Source organism: Pseudomonas sp. PAMC 26793, assembly GCF_000313235.1.
Classification (GTDB): Bacteria; Pseudomonadota; Gammaproteobacteria; order Pseudomonadales; family Pseudomonadaceae; genus Aquipseudomonas; species Aquipseudomonas yamanorum.
This window is the reverse complement of the sequence record NZ_AMXG01000023.1, coordinates 139063-160496: the sequence shown is the minus strand read 5'-3', so window position 1 is coordinate 160496 and position 21434 is coordinate 139063. Positions and strand designations below refer to the sequence as shown.

At 61.3% G+C, this 21434-nt stretch carries 19 protein-coding genes; 8 read left to right on the top strand and 11 right to left on the bottom strand.

Features of this window, described 5'->3' with window-relative positions; genetic code table 11:
* Positions 1–90: 90 nt before the first annotated feature.
* The 3 genes from choV to D109_RS0108060 form a co-directional block, all read right to left on the bottom strand.
* The gene (choV, locus tag D109_RS0108070) at positions 91–1269 is read right to left on the bottom strand and encodes a choline ABC transporter ATP-binding protein (RefSeq protein WP_003216907.1); all 1179 of its coding nucleotides are present in this window, start codon (positions 1267–1269) and stop codon (positions 91–93) included.
* The gene (choW, locus tag D109_RS0108065) at positions 1266–2111 is read right to left on the bottom strand and encodes a choline ABC transporter permease subunit (RefSeq protein ID WP_003216909.1); all 846 of its coding nucleotides are present in this window, start codon (positions 2109–2111) and stop codon (positions 1266–1268) included. Before choW ends, choV begins: the two co-directional genes overlap by 4 nt.
* 67 nt (positions 2112–2178) lie before the next feature.
* Positions 2179–3126 (bottom strand): choline ABC transporter substrate-binding protein, encoded by a 948-nt coding sequence (locus D109_RS0108060; protein ID WP_017476446.1) that lies wholly within the window; start codon positions 3124–3126, stop codon positions 2179–2181.
* Positions 3127–3562: 436 nt separating this feature from the next.
* Here D109_RS0108060 and D109_RS0108055 point away from each other — a divergent pair, with 436 nt between their 5' ends.
* Positions 3563–4939, top strand: coding sequence for an L-serine ammonia-lyase (locus D109_RS0108055; RefSeq protein WP_017476445.1), 1377 nt, complete (start codon positions 3563–3565; stop codon positions 4937–4939).
* A gap of 540 nt (positions 4940–5479) precedes the next feature.
* A complete protein-coding gene (locus D109_RS0108050) occupies positions 5480–6583 on the top strand; it encodes a GlxA family transcriptional regulator (protein WP_017476444.1) in 1104 nt (367 codons plus the stop codon).
* A 120-nt stretch (positions 6584–6703) separates the two neighbouring features.
* Here D109_RS0108050 and D109_RS0108045 read toward each other — a convergent pair whose 3' ends face one another.
* From D109_RS0108045 to D109_RS0108020, 6 genes are all read right to left on the bottom strand, one after another.
* Positions 6704–6967, bottom strand: coding sequence for a hypothetical protein (locus D109_RS0108045; protein ID WP_017476443.1), 264 nt, complete (start codon positions 6965–6967; stop codon positions 6704–6706).
* A gap of 377 nt (positions 6968–7344) precedes the next feature.
* Positions 7345–8505 carry a gamma-butyrobetaine dioxygenase gene (locus tag D109_RS0108040; protein WP_017476442.1) on the bottom strand — a complete coding sequence of 387 codons (1161 nt, stop codon included), beginning with the start codon at positions 8503–8505 and terminating at the stop codon, positions 7345–7347.
* 9 nt (positions 8506–8514) lie between these two features.
* Positions 8515–8991 carry a thioesterase family protein gene (locus D109_RS0108035; protein WP_017476441.1) on the bottom strand — a complete coding sequence of 159 codons (477 nt, stop codon included), beginning with the start codon at positions 8989–8991 and terminating at the stop codon, positions 8515–8517.
* 135 nt (positions 8992–9126) lie between these two features.
* Positions 9127–10092, bottom strand: a complete 966-nt coding sequence (locus D109_RS0108030; protein ID WP_017476440.1) for an L-carnitine dehydrogenase — start codon at positions 10090–10092, stop codon at positions 9127–9129.
* 87 nt (positions 10093–10179) lie between these two features.
* Positions 10180–11067, bottom strand: coding sequence for a 3-keto-5-aminohexanoate cleavage protein (locus D109_RS0108025; RefSeq protein WP_003216924.1), 888 nt, complete (start codon positions 11065–11067; stop codon positions 10180–10182).
* An 88-nt stretch (positions 11068–11155) separates the two neighbouring features.
* On the bottom strand, positions 11156–12100 hold the full coding sequence (locus D109_RS0108020) for a choline ABC transporter substrate-binding protein (RefSeq protein ID WP_017476439.1): 945 nt from the start codon (positions 12098–12100) through the stop codon (positions 11156–11158).
* Between the two features lie 193 nt (positions 12101–12293).
* On the opposite strand from D109_RS0108020, the gene D109_RS0108015 reads away from it, so the two are divergent.
* Positions 12294–13238 carry a GlxA family transcriptional regulator gene (locus tag D109_RS0108015; RefSeq protein WP_017476438.1) on the top strand — a complete coding sequence of 315 codons (945 nt, stop codon included), beginning with the start codon at positions 12294–12296 and terminating at the stop codon, positions 13236–13238.
* A gap of 138 nt (positions 13239–13376) precedes the next feature.
* Here D109_RS0108015 and D109_RS0108010 read toward each other — a convergent pair whose 3' ends face one another.
* Positions 13377–13793: a DUF3010 family protein gene (locus tag D109_RS0108010; RefSeq protein ID WP_017476437.1), complete on the bottom strand. Its 417-nt coding sequence runs from the start codon at positions 13791–13793 to the stop codon at positions 13377–13379.
* A 42-nt stretch (positions 13794–13835) separates the two neighbouring features.
* The gene (locus tag D109_RS0108005) at positions 13836–14237 is read right to left on the bottom strand and encodes a lysozyme inhibitor LprI family protein (RefSeq protein ID WP_017476436.1); all 402 of its coding nucleotides are present in this window, start codon (positions 14235–14237) and stop codon (positions 13836–13838) included.
* A gap of 219 nt (positions 14238–14456) precedes the next feature.
* Between D109_RS0108005 and D109_RS0108000 the strand changes: the two genes are divergently transcribed.
* The 5 genes from D109_RS0108000 (at position 14457) to D109_RS0107980 (ending at position 21430) form a co-directional block, all read left to right on the top strand.
* Positions 14457–15434 (top strand): dipeptidase, encoded by a 978-nt coding sequence (locus D109_RS0108000; RefSeq protein ID WP_003216932.1) that lies wholly within the window; start codon positions 14457–14459, stop codon positions 15432–15434.
* 79 nt (positions 15435–15513) lie between these two features.
* Positions 15514–16044: a DUF5943 domain-containing protein gene (locus tag D109_RS0107995; protein ID WP_017476435.1), complete on the top strand. Its 531-nt coding sequence runs from the start codon at positions 15514–15516 to the stop codon at positions 16042–16044.
* A 15-nt stretch (positions 16045–16059) separates the two neighbouring features.
* Positions 16060–18120 carry a dimethylglycine demethylation protein DgcA gene (gene dgcA, locus D109_RS0107990; protein WP_017476434.1) on the top strand — a complete coding sequence of 687 codons (2061 nt, stop codon included), beginning with the start codon at positions 16060–16062 and terminating at the stop codon, positions 18118–18120.
* Positions 18121–18269: 149 nt separating this feature from the next.
* Positions 18270–20213, top strand: coding sequence for a dimethylglycine demethylation protein DgcB (gene dgcB, locus D109_RS0107985; protein ID WP_017476433.1), 1944 nt, complete (start codon positions 18270–18272; stop codon positions 20211–20213).
* Positions 20210–21430 carry an electron transfer flavoprotein subunit alpha/FixB family protein gene (locus D109_RS0107980; RefSeq protein WP_017476432.1) on the top strand — a complete coding sequence of 407 codons (1221 nt, stop codon included), beginning with the start codon at positions 20210–20212 and terminating at the stop codon, positions 21428–21430. The genes dgcB and D109_RS0107980 overlap by 4 nt, the downstream gene beginning before the upstream one ends.
* Positions 21431–21434 lie beyond the last annotated feature (4 nt).

Sequence of the window (21434 nt, the reverse complement as noted above, 5' to 3'; positions counted from 1 at the left end):
GAGCGGACGCAGAGCGTCCATGGCGGCATTCCCACGCAGAGCGTGGGAACGATCAAACTAAAAGGGATCGCTCACTGCGATCCCTTTTTTTTACCCCAGGTTCTTGCCTAGCAACGCATGGTAGAGCTCGCTGTCACCCAGGATTCCCACCACCTTGTTGTTGTCCTGCAGCACCAGCTTGTTGCCTGTCTGATAGCGAATCTGCAACGCCTCACGCATCCCGATATTGGAATCCACCAGCGTCGGCATCCGGCCCAGGCCTTCCACCGATTGCCCGGGTGCCCAGTTCTGCAGGTTCAGCACCGAACCGTTCTGCCGCGCGCCCTTGATGGTGTTGCCTTCGGCCAGGTCCAGCCACGAGTCGCCACCCGGGTCCAGGCTGATGGAGCCGTTGACGTGGGTGCAGTTGTCCACCGTGCGCATCAGGCTGCGGCCACACAGCACATTCAGCGGGTTGGTGTGGGCCACGAAGGTCCGCACATAGTCATCCGCCGGGTTCAGCACGATCTCTTCCGGCACGCTGTACTGGATGATCCGGCCGTCTTTCATGATCGCGATGCGGCTGCCGAGTTTCAGCGCCTCATCCAGGTCGTGGCTTACAAATACGATGGTCTTGCTCAGCTTGCGTTGCAGCTCCAGCAACTCATCCTGCAAGCCTTGGCGGATCAGCGGGTCGAGTGCCGAGAAGGGTTCGTCCATCAGCAGGATATCGGCGTCCATCGCCAATGCGCGGGCCAGGCCGACACGCTGTTGCATGCCACCGGAAAGCTCGTCGGGCTTCTTGTTGCGCCACTGCGACAGGCCCACCAGTTCCAGCTTGTCATCCACCAGCTTGCGCCGCTCTTTCTCCGGGCGGCCCTGCATCTCCAGGCCGAAGCTGATGTTTTCACGCACCGTCAGCCAAGGCATCAGGGCGAATTTCTGGAAGACCATGGCGATGCGCTGGGTGCGCATCATTTTCAGCTCGGCGGGGGTGCAGGAAGCGATGTCGATCTGCCGACCTTCATGCTCCACAAACAGCTTGCCGCGGCTGACGGTGTTCAAACCATTGATGCAGCGCAGCAAGCTCGACTTGCCCGAGCCGGACAGGCCCATCAGCACGCAGATTTCGCCTTTCTCCACATCCAGGCTGGCGTTTTCAACGCCGACAATCTGCCCGGTCTTTTTCAGGATCTCGTTGCGCGTCATGCCCTGGTCCAGCAGCTTGAGCGCCTCGCGTGGGTCTTTGGAGAAGATCACGTCGACATTTTCGAATCGGATAATGCTCATGCATCACCCCCTACTTTGGCGTCGGGTTGTTTGCAGATGCGGTCGAGCATGATGGCCAGCAATACGATCGCCAGGCCCGCTTCAAAGCCCAGGGCGATGTCGGCGGTGTTCAGTGCGTTGACCACCGGCTTGCCGAGGCCGTCGGCGCCCACCAGGGCGGCGATCACCACCATCGACAACGACAGCATGATGCATTGGGTAATGCCGGCGGCGATGCTCGGCATGGCGTGGGGCAGTTCAATCCGCGAGAGCAACTGACGGCGCGAGCAGCCAAAGGCCTTGCCGGCGTCCATCAACTCTTGCGGCACATCACGGATACCCAGGTAAGTCAGACGGATAGGCGCGGCAATCGCAAACACCACCGTGGAAATCAGCCCGGGCACCACACCCAGCCCGAAGAGGGTCAGGGTAGGGATGAGGTAGACGAAGGTCGGTACGGTCTGCATCAGATCGAGCACCGGCCGCATCAGGGTGTAGAACATCGGTTTGTGCGCGGCAACAATGCCCAGCGGCACGCCGATCACCACGCAGACCAGGGTGGCGAACAGCACTTGCGCCAGGGTCTCCATGGTTTCCTGCCAGTACCCCAGGTTCAGGATCAGCAGGAAGGAGGCGATGACAAATACTGTCAGGCCCCATTTGCGTTGAATGAAATGAGCGAGCAGCGCAATCAGACCGATCAATGCCAGTGGATTGAACCAGGTCAGCGCGAACGTCACGCCGTGGATCATCGTTTCCAGGGTCGATGCGATTGCGTCGAAGTAGGCCGCCCCGTGTTGGGTCAACCATTCAACGAAGGCAGCGATGTACTGGCCTAGCGGGATTTTATGTTCAGTCAGCATGGTAGTGAATGTCCACATGCGAAGAGGAAAAACATCCCGGGCCAGCGTGCCGGCCCGGGGTCAGCACTTACTTGGCGAGATACGCTTTGACGGCCTCCAGACCGGGTTTGCCATCGACGGTGGTGACACCAGCCAACCAGGTGTCGAGCACTTGCGGGTTCTTCTTCAGCCACGCCTTGGCGGCGGCGTCAGGCTTCATTTTGTCGTCCAGGACGTTACCCATCAGGGTGCTTTCCATGTTCAGGGTGAACGACAGGTTTTTCAGCAACTGGCCCACGTTGCTGCATTCCTGGGTGTAGCCCTTGCGGACGTTGGTGTAGATGGTGGCCTGGCCGTAGTTGGGGCCGAATGAATCATCACCCCCGGTCAGGTACTTCATCTTGAAGCGGGTGTTCATCGGGTGCGGTTCCCAGCCGAGGAACACGATGGCCTGGTCGCGCTTGGTGGCGCGTTCCACCTGCGAGAGCATCCCGGCTTCGCTGGATTCGACCACTTTGAAGCCTGCGGTTTTCAGGCCGAAAGCGTCTTTGTCGATAAGGGTCTGGATGGTGCGGTTGCCATCGTTACCCGGCTCGATCCCGTAGATCTTGCCGCCCAGCTCATCCTTGAATTTGACGATGTCGGCGAAGTCTTTCAGGCCCTTGTTGTACAGCGCTTCCGGTACGGCCAGGGTGTACTTGGCGTTTTCCAGGTTGGCGCGCACGGTTTCCACGGTGCCGGCATCACGGTACTGCTTGATGTCGTTTTCCATGGTCGGCATCCAGTTGCCGAGGAAGATGTCCATGTTCTTGCCGTCGGCCAGGGACTTGTAGGTCACCGGTACGGAAATCATCGTGGTGCGGGGTTTGTAGCCGAGGCCCTTGAGGACTTCGCTGGTGGTGGCGGTGGTGACGGTGATGTCGGTCCAGCCGACATCGGAGAAGTTGACGGTCTGGCATTGCGCCGGTTCTGCAGCGTGAGCCAGGACCGGCAGACTCAGCATGGCGGCCAACAACAACGACGGGGAACCTTTCATGGGGGTGGACTCCTGGTGTTTTTCTGGCGGCAATAACACCGCGCTTATAGGTGTTGCGGTTGGGCGTGCGGCACAGCTCTGCCACGCAACTGTGCAAACGAGTCGAGACTGATCATGTACCAGTGAAAATCTGACGCCTACAGGGGGCGTCGTATCCAGTACAGGGATGGTCGTATCCAGTGTCGGTGACGTCGCTTACAGATTTTTTCAACGGCAAAACTGCACTTTTTACCGATCTGCACTGCAAAAAACGGCCAAAACGTCGCCTTCCACAACAGCGGCGCTGATGAGCATGGGTACGTCGGTGTGAGACGCCGCGAGCGCCAACAAAAGCTTGATGATGGCCGCATCTCGGCGGATTGCGACATGAGCGTAGCAGCTCCGTCACCAGGCGTTATGTGCGCCTGGCCTGTGCTCATCGAGGAGTTTCACGTCAATGGCTATCAGCGTTTTCGACCTGTTCAAGATCGGCATTGGGCCTTCGAGTTCTCACACCGTCGGCCCCATGCGCGCCGCGGCGTTGTTCGTTCAAGGATTGCGTGAACGTGATGTGTTGGAACAAGTCCGCCGCGTCGAAGTTCAGCTGTATGGCTCCTTATCGGCCACCGGCATCGGGCACGGCAGCGACAACGCCGTGATCATGGGCCTGATGGGTGAGTGGCCGGACGCAATCGATCCATCGCAGATCGGCATCCGCATCGAAACCCTGCGCGAGACCCACACACTGCTGCTGGACGGACATTTGCCGGTGCCTTTCTTATGGGCACGGGACATGCGCCTGATCGACGAAAACCTGCCGTTCCATCCCAATGCCATGACCCTGGTGGTGTTCGGTGATAACGGCGAGCTGCACCGCGACACCTACTACTCGGTGGGCGGCGGGTTTGTGGTGGATGAAGCCCAGGCCGCCAGCGGCGTGGCGGACATGGACCGCACCGAGCTGCCCTATGATTTTTCCAGTGCGGTGGAGCTGCTGCAGCTGTGCAAGACCCACAACCTGCGGGTCGCTGAACTGATGTTGGCGAATGAAAAAACCTGGCGCTCGGAAGAAGAAATCCGCAGCGGCCTAATGAAGCTGTGGCGCGCCATGCAGGATTGCGTGGAGCAAGGCCTCAAGCACGAAGGCATTCTTCCCGGCGGCCTCAATGTAAGGCGGCGTGCAGCCAAGTTGCACCGCAGCTTGCAGGAGCTGGGCAAGCCGAATGTGATCGGCTCGACCTTGAGCGCGATGGAATGGGTCAACCTGTTCGCCCTGGCGGTGAATGAAGAAAACGCCGCCGGCGGACGCATGGTCACGGCACCGACCAACGGCGCGGCGGGGATCATACCGGCGGTGCTGCACTACTTTATGAAGTTCAGCGAAGAGGTGACCGAGGCCAACGTGGTCGACTATTTCCTCGGCGCGGCGGCGGTGGGCATCCTGTGTAAAAAGAACGCGTCGATTTCGGGCGCCGAAGTCGGTTGCCAGGGTGAAGTCGGTTCGGCGTGCGCCATGGCGGCGGCGGGGTTGGCGGAGATCCTCGGTGCTACGCCGGAGCAATTGTGCAACGCGGCGGAGATCGGCCTGGAACACAACCTCGGCCTGACCTGCGACCCGGTAGGCGGGTTGGTGCAGGTGCCGTGCATCGAGCGTAATGCGATTGCTGCGGTGAAGGCGATCAACGCGGCGCAGATGGCGCTGCGGGGTGATGGCCAGCACTTTATCTCCCTGGACCGGGTGATCCGCACCATGCGGGATACCGGGGCGGATATGCATGACAAGTACAAGGAAACATCGCGGGGCGGGTTGGCGGTGAGTGCGGTGGAGTGTTGATCCAGACAGAACGCGTCGCCTGCATTCGCGAGCAAGCCCGCTCCCACATTCGACCGAGTTCCTACTGAAAAAACGCGGTCAAGTGTGGGAGCGGGCTTGCTCGCGAATGCGGTAGACCAGGCAACACTGCTCATAAAGTGAACACCGACACCCACAAGCGCCACCTTTTAGCGCGTCGTAATTAGATAAGTAGCTCCCGAACGATTTCCCGCCATGACCCTCTGTCACCCGTGCGTGTGGTGACAGACTTTTCCTACGTCGTTTCTCTCCCTTCCCACAAGTGCTACCGAACTGCTCACACACATTGAGCCTACGTCCTTTGGCGCGTTTTTCGGGTCATATTTCCCCTGCATGCTCGGGCTCATATAGACGCGTCAGGAGGTCGTTTTCAGGAGTTATTGAATACGTATTCAATTTTAGGCATGGCATTTGCTCTATCAATACAAAGCCTCTTGCCCTGGGAGTTTCCTTAAGGTGATGAGCGCAATAACAAGAGCCTCGCCTGAGGCCATCACCCGCTTTGTGTGAGGAGATACCGCGATGACGTCGTTCAACTCAGGGGCTCAACCCCAGAACCGTGCGCCTCAATCCATCGGCTTTTTGCTGCTGGACAATTTCACGCTGATTTCCCTGGCCTCCGCAGTCGAACCCCTGCGCATGGCCAACCAACTCTCCGGCCGCGAGCTGTATCGCTGGACGACGTTGAGTGTGGACGGAAACCAGGTGTGGGCCAGCGACGGTCTGCAAATCACTCCCGATGCTTCCATGCACAAAGCTCCGGCCCTGGACACTGTGATTGTCTGCGGCGGCGTGGGTATCCAGCGCACCGTGACCCGTGAACATGTGTCGTGGCTGCAAAGCCAGGCGCGCCAGTCCCGTCGCCTTGGCGCCGTGTGCACCGGCAGCTGGGCCCTGGCCTGCGCCGGCCTGCTGGACGGTTTTGATTGCAGCGTGCACTGGGAATGCCTGGCGTCGATGCAGGAAGCCTTCCCCCGCGTGGTCATGAGCACACGCCTGTTCACCCTCGACCGCAACCGCTTCACCAGCTCCGGCGGCACCGCGCCGCTGGACATGATGCTGCACCTGATCAGCCGCGACCACGGCCGTGAATTGTCGGCGGCGATCTCCGAGATGTTTGTGTACGAGCGCATCCGCAACGAACAGGATCACCAGCGTGTGCCGCTCAAGCACATGCTCGGCACCAACCAGCCGAAGCTGCAGGAAATCGTCGCGCTGATGGAGGCCAACCTGGAAGAGCCGATCGACCTCGACGAACTGGCGGTGTACGTCGCGGTTTCCCGGCGTCAGCTGGAGCGACTGTTCCAGAAATACCTGCACTGTTCGCCCTCGCGCTACTACCTCAAGTTGCGCCTGATCCGTGCACGGCAATTGCTCAAGCAAACGCCGATGTCGATCATCGAAGTGGCGTCGGTGTGCGGGTTTGTCTCCACGCCGCACTTCTCCAAGTGCTACCGCGAATACTTCGGCATTCCGCCGCGGGATGAGCGCGTGGGTTCCAACACCACGCAGCAGGTGGCGATGATGCCGATTCCGCAGGCGCTGGTGTTGTCACCGTTGTCCGGGCCGTTGTCGGCGTTGAGCCAGGCCAGGAATGAGTCGACTTTCGCCAGCGTAAGGCTCTAAAACCACCAGAGCTTTTGTGGCGAGGGAGCTTGCTCCCGCTGGGCTGCGCAGCGGCCCCAAAATCTTTGGGAGCGCTTCGCACTCCAGCGGGAGCAAGCTCCCTCGCCACAAGGTAGGTGTTCAGGCGCCAGAGTTCTGCCGAAACTGCACCAACGCCGGCAGCAACTGCTTGTCGATCGCCTGCCTCACCGCCGGCAAGATCGTCGCGCTGCCGGTGTACATCTGCTCAACCATGTTCTTCAGCGCCTTGGCCCGCGCTTCACTCAAGCCGCGCACCGCACATTCACAAGCCTGCTCGGCGGTAGCGCCGCTGGACACTTCGAAACCCAACGACCGCAGCTGGCCCAGCAGGTCATCCTGGTCAATCAAATCCGCGTGCATCATGACGTTTATCCTTGTTAGGGGAGCGGGGGACTGAGGTCGATTCTGGTAGGCCATCACCGAGTCGGCAAGGCCTGAATTCGCGAATGTCCGGCACACCTATGAACAGGTCGTTTTCGGTTAACTCGCATTGGACGGGAGTGTGCACACTGGAATCCAGCAAGCAGCTTGAAGGTTTGGTCACCCTCGGGATGTGCAGCTCACACAAAGCACTCTGCCCCGATCCTGTCACGGCTTGATCGGGGCTTTTTTTGGCTGAATTTGTAGTGACTCTGCTGACCCCTTCGCGAGCAAGCCCGCTCCCACATTTGACCGCGTTTTTTCAGGAGGAACTCGGTCAAATGTGGGAGCGGGCTTGCTCGCGAAGGGCGCGCCTCAGTCTACCGCTGCAACACCAATATCCGGGACAACAACTCATCGCGGTCGATATAGCAGCCCTGGAAATGCCGCGCGCCGGACGCCGGATCAAACGCATTGCGGGCATGCAAGGTGCGGCGATTATCGAAGCACCACAGCTCGCCCGGATTCAGGCGTTTGACCAGCCGAAAACGCTCCTCCCGGGTCATCGCAATAAATCGGCGGTAGGCTCGATACAGCAACGGCATCTGCTCTGCCGGTGCCTCAAACGGCCCGCGCAGAAAGTTGGCCATGCGAATCTCGGCGACTTCACCCAAGGCATCCAGCGCAATGATCGGCGCCAGCCGGCGATAGTCGCTGTGACGGTCCTTGTTGCGAAACTCCACGGGAATTTCGCACAACGCACGAAAGGCTTCGGGGTCTTCATCGCGCAACGCACGGGCGATGGCGAAACCATCGACAAAAATACTTTCGCCACCGTCGGCGTCGTTCACCAGGCAATGCAAAAACTGCAGGCCCGGTTGCAGCTCGCGAGTGGGTAGATCGCTGTGCAGCGGCAGGTTGAAAGCGGTGTAGGCATTACTGTCGGCATCGGCTTTTGATTGCACGTTGAACAGCACACCGAAGTTGCTTTCGCGGATGAACGAAATGCGCTTGGCGATCAACGCCAGGGAGCCGGGTTCGGTGGGCACGCCGCGCACTTGCGTAAGGCCGCTGTCACGCAGGGCCAGCAGCCAGTGCAGCAGGGCTTTCGGGTCTTCCATCAGTGCTGCGTAGTCAAATACGGGCAGCTGGAAAGTACGGTCCCACAGGTGGGATTTCGGTTTGGCCGCCCGACGTTCAGCGCGGGATTCATCGTCGTAGGCATGTGCTCGCAACCACCCGGGATCGTATTGGCTGCGATGCCCGCCACTCCATTCAACCGTCAGCAAACCCTGGTCGATACGCGCGCTGACAGCTGTGAGGTTTTCGTCCACATCGACGATTTCCAGCACCTGCTCACGGGTCACGCTGTACACACAGGACGGGCACGGGCAGTTGTCCCGCAGCCACTGGTGATGGAACGGGCTGACCCGCCCATCGGCCCATTGCACGCTGAGGTGGTCGTTGTGCACTTGTACGTCGGCAAGGTCACTGATCAGCGGGTAAGTACGGAAGTCGGCAACAGCGGCGGCGGTTGGCATGGCGATTCCTTATTTTTGGGGTGGCAGTCCAATCACGCGGCCGAGCAGGGCGGGTTTCGGCAGGTCGGTCTGTTCGGCACTGATACTTGCAAGCTTGCCCAGCACCGCCTCGCTGAACGGCGCTGAGTGCGGGCCGGCGAGGTCGACGTGGAGCAGCATTTGTTCGTTGCCCGCCAGCTCCTTTTCGTCGCCCACCAAGTGCAGGCTGTGATACAGGTGCAGGCGCTTGCGGTCGTGAGCGATGAGTTGGGTGTGCACTTCGACCTCGGCGCCCAGCTTCACTTCGTGCAGGTAGTTGAGGTGCAGCTCCAGGGTGAACAGCGAGTTGCCGCTGGCTTCGCGGTTTTCGCTGTCCAGGCCCAGGGTGTCCATCAGCGCGTCGGTGGCGTAGCTGAAGATCAGCAGGTAGAACGCATCGCGCAGGTGGCCGTTGTAGTCGACCCACTCCGGGACGATTTTGGTGGTGTAGCTAGTGAGTGCGGGCATGGTTGATTTTCCAGTGGTGATCGTTCCCACGCTCTGCGTGGGAACGCCTCCTGTGACGCTCTGCGTCACGCGTTGGGACGCAGAGCGTCCTTGGCTGCATTCCCACGCAGAGCGTGGGAACGATCTTTACAGGGCTTATTCGGCGAAGGTCATGCCGTGTTTTTCCTTGGTCGTCTTCACCGCCTCCAGCACCGCCAGCAGGCAATCATCACGATAGCGCTCCAGGGCCGAAATGCTGTGTTTGCCCAACTGATCGCTGGTGCCGTCCACCACATCGTCAATCAACTTGTCGGTCAGTTCCGGGGCCGGCAAATAGGTCCACGGCAACTGCAACGCCGGGCCGAACTGCGCCATGAAATGGCGCATCCCGGCATCACCGCCGGCCAGGGTATAGGTCAGGAACGTGCCCATGAATGACCAGCGCAACCCGGCGCCAAAGCGAATCGCATCATCGATCTCGCCGGTGGTTGCCACCCCGTCGTTGACCAGGTGCAGCGCCTCACGCCACAAGGCTTCCAGCAGTCGGTCGGCGATAAACCCAGGTACTTCCTTACGCACGTGCAACGGACGCATGCCGAGGGATTCATACACCTTGATCGCTGCCTGAATCGCTTCCGGCGCGGTGTTCTTTCCGCCGACCACTTCAACCAGTGGCAGCAGGTAAACCGGGTTGAATGGATGGCCTACCACGCAGCGTTCCGGGTGCGTGGAACCTTCATAAAACTCGCTCGGCAACAGCCCCGAAGTACTCGAACCGATCAAGGCGTTTGGCTTGGCCGCGGCGCTGATCTTGCTGTGCAATTCCAGCTTCAATTCCAGGCGTTCCGGGGCGCTTTCCTGGATGAAGTCGGCGTCTTTCACGCACTCTTCAATCGTGGCCACAAAGCGCAGACGGTCTTGGGAGGCGCCTGGGGCGAGGCCTTGTTTTTCCAGGGCGCCCCAAGCGTTGGCAACACGCTTGCGCAGGGCGGCTTCGGCGCCAGGCGCCGGGTCCCAGGCCACCACATCCAGGCCGTGGGCCAGGGCGCGGGATACCCAGCCGCTGCCGATAACACCGCTGCCCAGCGCGGCGAAGGTTTTGATTTCAGTGATAAAGCTCATGGCAAATTCCTAAAGAGTTCGGTGATTCTGTGTGAGAGCCAAGATCAAAATGTGGGAACGGGCTTGCAGGGCGTCGTGTGGTGAGCCTTAGCCGCGCTTGGTCAGGCCCATCTTCACGCGGCCTTCAGCCGGGGTCATGACCCGCGCACCCAAGCGGCTGAGGATTTCGCTGGCGCGTTCCACCAACTGGCCGTTGGTCGCCAGCACGCCCTTGTCCAGCCACAGGTTGTCTTCCAGGCCGACCCGCACGTTGCCGCCCAGCAGCACCGCTTGGGCCGCCATCGGCATCTGCATGCGGCCGATCCCGAAACCGGCCCACACCGCGTCTGCGGGCAGGTTGTCGACCATCGCCTTCATGGTGGTGGTGTCGGCCGGGGCGCCCCACGGGATGCCCAGGCACAGCTGGAACAGCGGGTTGTCGAGCAAGCCTTCCTTGATCATCTGCTTGGCGAACCACAGGTGACCGGTGTCGAAAATTTCCAGCTCGGCTTTTACGCCCAGCTCCTGGATTCGTTTCGCGCCCGCTCGAAGCTGCGCCGGGGTGGAGACGTAAATGGTGTCGCCGTCGCCGAAATTCAGGGTGCCGCAATCGAGGGTGCAGATTTCCGGCAGTAGCTCTTCCACGTGGGCCAGGCGGGTCAGCGGGCCCACCAGGTCGGTGTTGGGGCCGAACTCCATGGGGTTTTCTCCGCCACCGATTTCCAGGTCACCACCCATGCCGGCGGTGAGGTTGACGATGATGTCGACGTCCGCCTCGCGGATGCGCTCCATCACTTCGCGGTACAGCGCCACGTCGCGGCTGAACTTGCCGGTTTCGGGGTCACGTACGTGGCAATGCACCACGGTGGCACCGGCCTTGGCGGCTTCCACCGCGGCGGCGGCGATTTGTTTGGGGGTGACCGGCACGTGAGGGCTTCTGGCGGTCGTGTCGCCAGCACCGGTGAGTGCGCAGGTGATGATGACGTCGTGGTTCATGGGGCAGGTTCCTTACAGGCGTGATTTTCAGGCGTAGTCATACCGTTTCGCAGCCAGGAGCGGCTGCGAAACGGTGATTCAAAACGGGTTATTTGCTGGTCAATTGCAGGTTGGCCGCGGCGGGTTTGCCGTCGAAGGTGGTCACGCCTTCCAGCCAGCGCTGCTGGTCTTGCGGGTGGTCCTTGAGCCATTGCCTGGCCGATTCGAAAGCGTCCTTGTGATCCAGCAGCGGCTGCATCATTCGGCTCTCGTCGGCGGCGGTGAAGGTCAGGTTGCTGAGCAACTTGTGCACGTTGGGGCATTGCTCGGCGTAGGTCGGCGACGTGACGGACCACACGGTGGCCATGCCTTCGTTCGGGCCCAGCGCGTCATCACTGCCGGTGAGGTAAGTCATTGCCACGTTGACGTTCATCGGGTGCGGCGCCCAGCCAAAGAACACCACGGCCTCCTTGCGACGCACGGCGCGGTCGACGGCGGCGAGCATGCCGGCCTCGCTGGATTCCACCAATTGGAACTTGCCGAGGCCAAACTGATTCTTGGCGATCATCGCCTTGATCTGGGTGTTGGCGCCCGAGCCCGGTTCAATGCCGTAGATCTTGCCGCCCAGTTCTTTTTCAAACTTGGCGATGTCGGCGAAGGTCTTCAGGCCTTTGTCGGCCAGGTAAGTCGGCACCGCCAACGTAGCGCGGGCGTCTTCCAGGGACGGTTTGTCGAGCACCTTGACCTGCTTGGCCTCGACAAACGGGGTGATGGTCTGAGTCATCAGCGGGTTCCAGTAGCCCAGGAACATGTCCAGGCGCTGGTCGCGAATCCCGGCAAAGATGATTTGCTGGGACGCGCTGGTCTGTTTGGTCTTGTAGCCGAGGCCGTCGAGCAACACTTGGGTCATGGCGCTGGTGGCGATTACGTCGGTCCAGTTCACCACGCCCATGCGCACGTTCTGGCAAGAAGCCGCATCGGCTGCCATGACGTTGGTGCTCAAAATGGCGCTGGCGCTGAGTGCGAGCACGCAGCGGCTGATCAGTCGGTTCATGGTGGTTCCCTCGGCAGGTTGTTATTGTGGGTTCCGGCGTCTTTGTGCACCGTGCAGCCAAGTTACGCAGCTTGGTCCCCGACAAAACGCACGGCGGCGACCAGCTCTTGCACTGCAGCGACCTGCCCCCTTGAATGACCGATTGAACTGGCGTATCACAGTGACCACGCTGTCCGTCCTACGAGAGCGCTCCATGTCCCAGGATTTCTACTTTCTGCTGATGCCGGGCTTCTCCGCCATCGGCTTTATCTCCGCGATCGAGCCTTTACGTGTCGCCAATCGTTTTCGTGGCGAGCTGTACCGCTGGCACGTATTGAGTGCCGACGGCGGCGCGGTGCTGGCGAGCAATGGCATGTCGGTCAACGCCGACGCCGCGCTGGAGCCGCTGAAGAAAGGCTCGACCTTATGGGTGGTGGCCGGCTTCGAACCGCTGAAGTTCGCCACGCCGGCACTGGAGCACTGGCTGCGCCGCCTCGATCACGACGGCGTGACCCTCGGCGCCATCGACACCGGTGCTTGCGTCCTCGCTGAAGCCGGCCTGCTCGACGGCCACCGCCTGACCCTGCACTGGGAAGCCATCGACGCCTTCAAGGAGTCTTATCCACAGCTGACAGTGACCCAGGAGCTGTTCGAGATCGACCGCCGGCGCATCACCTCGGCGGGCGGCACCGCGTCCATCGACCTGATGCTCGACCTGATCAGCCAGGCCCACGGGCCCGAGTTGGCGATCCAGGTGTCCGAGCAGTTTGTGCTCGGCCGCATCCGCCCGCGCAAAGACCACCAACGCATGCAGATCGCCACGCGCTACGGCATCAACAACAAAAAGTTGGTGCAGGTGATCGGCGAGATGGAACAGCACACCGAGCCGCCGCTGAGCACCTTGGCGCTGGCGGAAGCGATCAAGGTCACGCGGCGGCAGTTGGAGCGGCTGTTTCGGCTGCACCTGAACGACACCCCGAGCAATTTCTACCTGGGCTTACGCCTGGAGAAGGCTCGGCAGTTACTGCGCCAGAGCGACCTGAGTGTGTTGGAGGTGAGTATTGCGTGCGGGTTTGAGTCGCCGTCGTATTTCACCCGCAGTTACCGGGCAAGGTTTGCCAAATGCCCAAGGGAAGATCGGCGCCGGGAAGCGGTATGAGCACCACTCCCGAGAACAACAGAGATCAAATGTGGGAGCGGGCTTGCTCGCGAAAGCGGTGTGCCAGGCGGCGAATGCATCGACTGATGTACCGCATTCGCGAGCAAGCCCGCTCCCACAGGGGATGTGTGATGTGGCTTATTTCTTCAGCAGGGCTGAACACGCGGCTTTGAAGGCCTCATGCTGATACTTGTTCAGCGTCGCCGGCAGGGCAAAGTCGTGTTTCTTGTTCTGCGCATTGATGGTCTGCGGCGACAGCAGCGTCACCTCAACACCCTCCAGCAGCTGAAACACGCCTTCCATCTTGAACGTGGTCGGGCCACCGGCGAATTCGCCTTTCTTGCTGCGTTTCTTGATGGCGATGCGGGTGATGGCGTTTTCCCGCACAAACGCACTTACCTGGGCGGCAAACGCTTTGACATTGGCCGCCTCATCATCGTCTTCAAGGGCGATTTTCTTGGTGGCCAGGGCGACATGGCTCAATGCCTGACCGTCGAGCGAGGCGACAGCGATAATGGCTTCGCTGCCTTTGATTTCGATGCCGCAGATTGTCATGAATAGCCTTGGTTCTGAGTAAAGAGTGGAGGGGATTGTCGCTTATTCCTGCCCAATCGACTCCAAAAACTCCGACCGTTCATCACTCATCCGCGCCAGGCAATCATTCTGCTGGATCGCATAATCCTTGCTGCCCACCACCGCCGGGAAGGTATCCACGGCGCAATCCGCGTCGCGTAGCTTTTCCCACTTCTGCTGGGCATCCTTCAGACGAGCGGTAATGTCTGCCAGCTGCGTCTTGTTGCTGCCATAGGTCGAACCCATGCGTTCCAGCAGCCCCTGGTAGTTATCCTTGAGCAGTTGCTCGGCGGTGGTTTTGTTGTAGGTGGCGCATTCCAGGGTTTGCTTGTCGTTCTCGATGCCATCGCAAGGCGTGTTGTCGGTGTCTTCAGCGGCGTGCACGCCGGTTGCGATGAGTGCCAAAGCCAGGAAAATCGATTTCATTGCGCCGTCTCATATCAGTTGATGAGCAAATTCTGGCTCAAGCGTAAGACAAAGAACAGACACCCGTCAGAGATGTCATGTTGGCCTTTGTCGCGGATTGACGCTTTCGGCAATTCCCTTGTCGTTTTTGCACCCGGCTCCTTCTGCCCCGGGGCATATGCTGGCCCCAAAGCGCCGGCAGACGATTCGGCGCATGAATCGCCAATAAGGGGACGCCTGATGAGCCCAGCCGAATTGCACGCCGACAGCATCGTTATCGACGGGCTGATCATTGCCAAGTGGAACCGCGACCTGTTCGAAGACATGCGCAAGGGTGGCCTCACGGCTGCCAACTGCACGGTGTCGGTCTGGGAAGGGTTCCAGGCCACCATTAACAACATCGTGGCCAGCCAGACCCTGATTCGCGAAAACAGCGACCTGGTGATCCCGGTGAAGACCACCGCCGATATCCGTCGCGCCAAGGAGCAGGGCAAGACCGGCATCATCTTCGGCTTTCAGAACGCCCATGCGTTTGAAGACCAACTCGGCTACGTCGAGATCTTCAAGCAGCTCGGGGTTGGCGTGGTGCAGATGTGCTACAACACCCAGAACCTGGTGGGCACCGGCTGCTACGAGCGTGACGGCGGCCTGTCGGGCTTCGGTCGCGAGGTCGTCGCCGAGATGAACCGCGTCGGCATCATGTGCGACCTGTCCCACGTCGGTTCCAAAACCTCCGAAGAGGTCATCCTCGAATCGAAAAAGCCGGTGTGCTACTCCCACTGCCTGCCGTCGGGCCTTAAAGAGCACCCGCGCAACAAGTCCGATGAAGAGCTGAAGTTCATCGCCGACCACGGCGGCTTTGTCGGCGTGACCATGTTCGCGCCGTTCCTGGCCAAGGGTATCGACTCGACCATCGACGACTACGCCGAAGCCATCGAATACACCATGAACATCGTGGGCGAAGACGCTATCGGCATTGGCACCGACTTCACCCAGGGCCATGGCCAGGATTTCTTCGAAATGCTGACCCACGACAAGGGCTACGCCCGCCGCCTGACCAGCTTCGGCAAGATCATCAACCCGCTGGGCATCCGCACCGTGGGCGAGTTCCCCAACCTCACCGAGACCCTGCTCAAGCGCGGCCATCCTGAGCGCGTGGTGCGCAAGATCATGGGCGAGAACTGGGTCAACGTCCTGAAGGACGTCTGGGGCGAATAAGCCACCGCATCCTCTGAATCCTTTCCCGCCGCCGTCCGCGCAGCGGGCAATAAACCGAATTGTTTGGAGTTAAGTTTCCATGGCCAAGATCGCCCCTCAATTGCCTATCGAAGTCGACAGCGAAACCGGTGTCTGGACGTCCGATGCCCTGCCGATGCTCTACGTGCCGCGCCATTTCTTCGTCAACAACCACATGGGGATCGAAGAAGTCCTGGGCGCCGACGCCTACGCCGAAATCCTCTACAAGGCCGGCTACAAATCCGCCTGGCACTGGTGTGAAAAAGAAGCTGAATGCCACGGCCTGGAAGGCGTCGCAGTGTTCGAGCACTACATGAAGCGCCTGTCGCAGCGCGGCTGGGGCCTGTTCAAGATCCAGGATATCGACCTCGACAAAGGCACTGCCAGCGTCAAGCTCGAACACTCGGCATTCGTCTACGTGTACGGCAAGGTCGGGCGCAAGGTCGACTACATGTTCACCGGCTGGTTTGCCGGTGCGATGGACCAGATTCTCGAAGCCCGCGGCAGCAAGATCCGCACCGTTGCGCAACAGGTCTACGGCGGCTCCGAAGAGGGCCACGACGACGGCCTGTTCACCGTCAAGCCGTTGTAAGTCGAGGACCCAGCCATGGCTTTCGAAGCAATGTTTGCGCCGATCCAGATCGGCAAACTGACCATCCGCAACCGCGTGCTCAGTACCGCCCACGCCGAGGTGTATGCCACCGACGGCGGGATGACCACCGACCGCTATGTGAAGTACTACGAAGAGAAAGCCAAGGGCGGCATTGGCCTGGCGATCTGTGGCGGTTCCTCGGTGGTCGCCATCGACAGCCCCCAGGAATGGTGGAGTTCGGTGAACCTGTCCACCGACCGCATCATCCCGCACTTCCAGAACCTGGCCGACGCCATGCACAAGCATGGCGCCAAGATCATGATCCAGATTACCCACATGGGCCGTCGCTCGCGTTGGGATGGCTTTAACTGGCCGACCCTGATGTCGCCGTCCGGCGTGCGTGAGCCGGTGCACCGTGCCACCTGCAAGACCATCGAGCCGGAAGAGATCTGGCGTGTGATCGGCAACTACGCCAGCGCCGCCAAGCGTGCCAAGGCGGGTGGCCTGGACGGTGTGGAGCTGTCCGCCGTGCACCAGCACATGATCGACCAGTTCTGGAGCCCACGGGTCAACAAGCGTACCGACGAGTGGGGTGGCTCCTTCGAAGGCCGCATGAAGTTCGGCCTGGAAGTGTTGAAAGCGGTGCGCGCCGAAGTGGGTGACGACTTCTGCGTGGGCATGCGCCTGTGCGGCGATGAGTTCCATCCGGACGGCCTGTCCCACGAGGACATGAAGCAGATCGCCAAGTACTACGACGACACCGGCATGCTCGATTTCATCGGCGTCGTCGGCTCGGGCTGCGACACCCATAACACCCTGGCCAACGTTATCCCCAACATGAGTTATCCACCGGAGCCGTTCCTGCACCTGGCGGCCGGTATCAAGGAAGTGGTCAAGGTCCCGGTGCTACACGCGCAGAACATCAAGGACCCGAACCAGGCCACGCGCATCCTCGAAGGCGGCTATGTGGACATGGTCGGCATGACCCGCGCCCACATCGCCGACCCGCACCTGATCGCCAAGATCAAGATGGGCCAGATCGACCAGATCAAACAGTGCGTGGGCGCCAACTATTGCATCGACCGTCAGTACCAAGGGCTGGACGTGCTGTGCATCCAGAACGCCGCCACTTCCCGTGAATACATGGGCGTGCCGCACATCATCGAAAAATCCACCGGGCCGAAACGCAAAGTCGTGGTGGTAGGTGCCGGCCCTGCCGGGATGGAAGCTTCGCGGGTTGCTGCTGAGCGCGGCCACGACGTGACGCTGTTCGAGAAGAAAGAATTTATCGGCGGGCAAATCACGACCGCTTCCAAGGCGCCGCAGCGCGACCAGATTGCCGGGATCACCCGCTGGTTCCAGCTGGAACTGGCACGCCTGAACGTCGACCTGCGCCTGGGCGTGGCGGCGGACGCGGCCACCATCCTGGACCTGCGTCCGGACGTGGTGGTGCTGGCGGTGGGCGGTCATCCGTTCCTGGAGCAGAACGAACACTGGGGCGCGGCCGAAGGCCTGGTGGTCAGCAGCTGGGATGTGCTCGACGGCAAGGTTGCACCGGGCAAGAACGTGCTGGTGTACGACACCATTTGCGAGTTCACCGGTATGTCGGTGGCGGATTTCCTGGCGGACAAGGGTTGCCAGGTGGAAATCGTCACCGACGACATCAAGCCGGGCGTGGCCATCGGCGGTACGTCTTTCCCGACGTACTACCGCAGCATGTACCCGAAGGAAGTGATCATGACCGGCGACATGATGCTGGAAAAGGTCTACCGCGAAGGCGACAAGCTGGTGGCGGTGCTGGAGAACGAATACACCGGGGCCAAGGAAGAGCGCGTGGTGGACCAGGTGGTGGTCGAGAACGGCGTGCGTCCGGATGAAGAGATCTACTACGGGCTCAAGGAAGGTTCGCGTAACAAGGGCCAGATAGACGTCGAAGCCTTGTTCGCGATCAAGCCGCAGCCGTGCCTGAGCGAGCCGGGTGAGGGGTACTTGCTGTTCCGCATCGGTGACTGCGTGGCCCAGCGTAATACCCACGCTGCCATCTATGACGCCCTGCGCCTGTGCAAGGATTTCTGATCCGCCTGATCGTTCCCACGCTCTGCGTGGGAATGCCGCCCTGGACGCTCTGCGTCCGCTCTTAGGTCGTGACGCAGAGCGTCACAGGATGCATCCCCACGCAGAGCGTGGGGACGATCATTGACCCCGAGGTCTTTGGGAGCTTCACCATGCTGAACACCCTTCTTCCCATCCTGCTCTTCGCCGCCCTGGGCCTTGCCGTCCTCGGCGCCTTGCGCCGGGTGAACATGTGGCGCCGCGGCCGCTCCTCCAACGTCGACCTGATCAAAGGCCTGCTGGCCATGCCCAAGCGCTACATGGTCGACCTTCACCATGTGGTTGCCCGCGACAAATACATCGCCAACACCCACGTCGCCACCGCCCTGGGCTTTGTGCTCTCGGCGTTGCTGGCGATCCTGGTGCACGGTTTCGGCCTGCATAACCGCATCCTAAGCTACGCCTTGCTGCTGGCCTCGGTGCTGATGTTTGTCGGCGCCACGTTCGTCTACCTGCGTCGTCGCCATCCACCTGCGCGCCTGTCGAAAGGCCCGTGGATGCGCCTGCCGAAAAGCCTGATGGCGTTCTCGGTGAGCTTCTTCCTGGTGACCTTGCCGGTGGCCGGGATTCTGCCGGCGGACTTCGGCGGCTGGCTGCTCGCCGCGCTGCTGAGCCTGGGCGTGTTGTGGGGCGTGTCCGAGATGTTCTTCGGCATGACCTGGGGCGGCCCGATGAAACACGCCTTCGCCGGTGCCCTGCACCTGGCCTGGCACCGCCGCGCCGAGCGTTTCGGCGGTGGCCGTTCCACCGGTTTGAAGCCTCTGGACCTCACCGATAAAACCGCGCCCCTGGGTGTGGAAAAACCGGTGGATTTCACCTGGAACCAACTGCTCGGTTTTGACGCCTGCGTGCAGTGCGGCAAGTGCGAAGCGGCGTGCCCGGCGTTCGCCGCCGGCCAGCCGTTGAACCCGAAAAAACTGATTCAGGACATGGTGGTCGGCCTGGCCGGTGGCACCGACGCCAAGTTCGCCGGCAGCCCTTACCCTGGCAAAGCCATCGGCGAACACAGTGGCAACCCGCACCAGCCAATCGTCAACGGCCTGGTGGATGCGGAAACCCTGTGGTCCTGCACCACCTGCCGCGCTTGCGTGGAAGAGTGCCCGATGATGATCGAGCACGTGGACGCCATCGTCGACATGCGCCGCCACCTCACCCTGGAAAAAGGCGCGACCCCGAACAAGGGCGCCGAAGTCCTGGAAAACCTGATCGCCACCGACAACCCCGGCGGCTTTGCACCCGGCGGGCGGATGAACTGGGCGGCGGATTTGAACCTGCCCTTGCTCAGCGACAAGAAAACCGTCGACGTACTCTTTTGGGTCGGCGACGGCGCGTTCGACATGCGGAACCAACGCACCTTGCGTTCGTTCGTCAAAGTCCTGAAAGCGGCCAAGGTCGACTTCGCCGTACTGGGCCTTGAAGAGCGCGACAGCGGTGACGTTGCCCGACGCCTTGGCGATGAAGCCACCTTCCAGCTGCTGGCCGCGCGCAATATCCAGACCCTGGCCAAGTACAGCTTCAAGCGCATCGTCACCTGCGACCCCCACAGTTTCCATGTGCTGAAAAACGAATACGGCGCCTTCGACGGCAACTACCTGGTGCAGCACCACAGCACCTACATGGCCGAGCTGATCGACGCAGGCGCCCTGAACCTGGGCCAGCACAAAGGCAGCAGCGTGACCTATCACGACCCGTGCTACCTGGGCCGCTATAACGGCGAGTACGAAGCACCGCGCCAAGTGCTGCGGGCTCTGGGGATCGAGGTCAAGGAAATGCAGCGCTCCGGTTTCCGTTCCCGCTGCTGCGGCGGCGGTGGCGGCGCGCCGATCACCGACATTCCCGGCAAGCAGCGGATTCCCGACATGCGCATGGAAGACATCCGCGAGACCGGCGCCGAACTGGTGGCCGTGGGTTGTCCACAGTGCACGGCGATGCTGGAAGGCGTGGTTGAACCGCGTCCGTTGATCAAAGACATTGCCGAACTGGTAGCTGACGCGTTGCTTGAAGACGCGGCACCGGCCAAGGCGCCGAAACGCGAATCTGCGCAGGTGCATATATGAGCGACATTATCCGCCGCGACCCACGGGCCGAATGGATCGCCCGTAACCGCCTGCACCCGCTGCATGCCGCCATGCAGCCGGTGCAACACAGCTGGATGGGGCCCAATGGGGTCATCCGCAAGAACGTGCACGGTGTCGGTTTTATCGGCCCCAACGGCATCAAGCGTATTGACCGCAGCGGCGCCCAGCAGGGCGGCGCGGCCAAGCGTACGGCAGCGGTGGAAGTGCAGTTGCCGCTGCACCAGGTACCGGCGCCCGCTTTCTACATCAACGTGGTGCCGGACATGGTCGGCGGCCGACTGAGCAGCCACGACCGCGACTTGCTGGGCCTGGCCCGGCAGCTGGCCGGCGACGACGGTGCGGTATTGGCCGTGGTGTTCGGCGAACACAAGGAAAGCGCCTTCGCCACCGCCGGTGTGGATCGGCTGCTGGTGCTGGACGGGCATGAGTTCGACGGTTATTCACCGGAGCAACGGGTTCACGGCCTGCGGGCTGTGGATAACCAGTTCAACCCGCGCCACTGGTTGCTGCCGGACAGCCGCAGCGGTGGCGGGGAATTGGGCCGGCGCTTTGCCGCAAGCCTCAAGGAACGTCCGGCCACGCGGGTCTGGCAGATCAAGGGCGAGGAATGTATTGGCCGTGCGGGTGCCGGCCAGCAAGACCTGGCCCGGCCACTGCCACGCATGATCCTGGCGGCGGTGGAATGCGCCGAGCCCGTCAGTGAAACCCGTCACGAAGCGCTCCCGGTGGAGTTATCCACAAGCCTGGCCCGCAGCTTGCCGCGCATTGAAGATTTGGGCGCGGTGGCGGTCGATCCGGGAGCGATTCCCATGGCCGAAGCCGAATTCATCTTCTCGGGCGGCAACGGGGTCAAGGACTGGGCACTGTTCCACCAGACTGCTGCCGCGTTGGGCGCCACGGAAGGCGCCTCGCGGGTGGCGGTGGACGACGGCTTCATGGCCCGGGATCGGCAGGTCGGCGCCAGCGGTACCTGGGTCACCGCGCGGGTTTACGTGGCGGTGGGGATTTCCGGGGCGATCCAGCACCTGCAAGGCATTGGTGCCTGCGACAAGGTGGTGGCGATCAACCTCGACCCGGGTTGCGACATGATCAAGCGTGCCGACTTGTCGGTGATCGGCGAAAGCGCCGCGATTCTGCAAGCCTTGATCGTTGCGGTCGAGGCCTACCGCAACGGCGCCAAGCGCGATGCGGCTTAAGGAA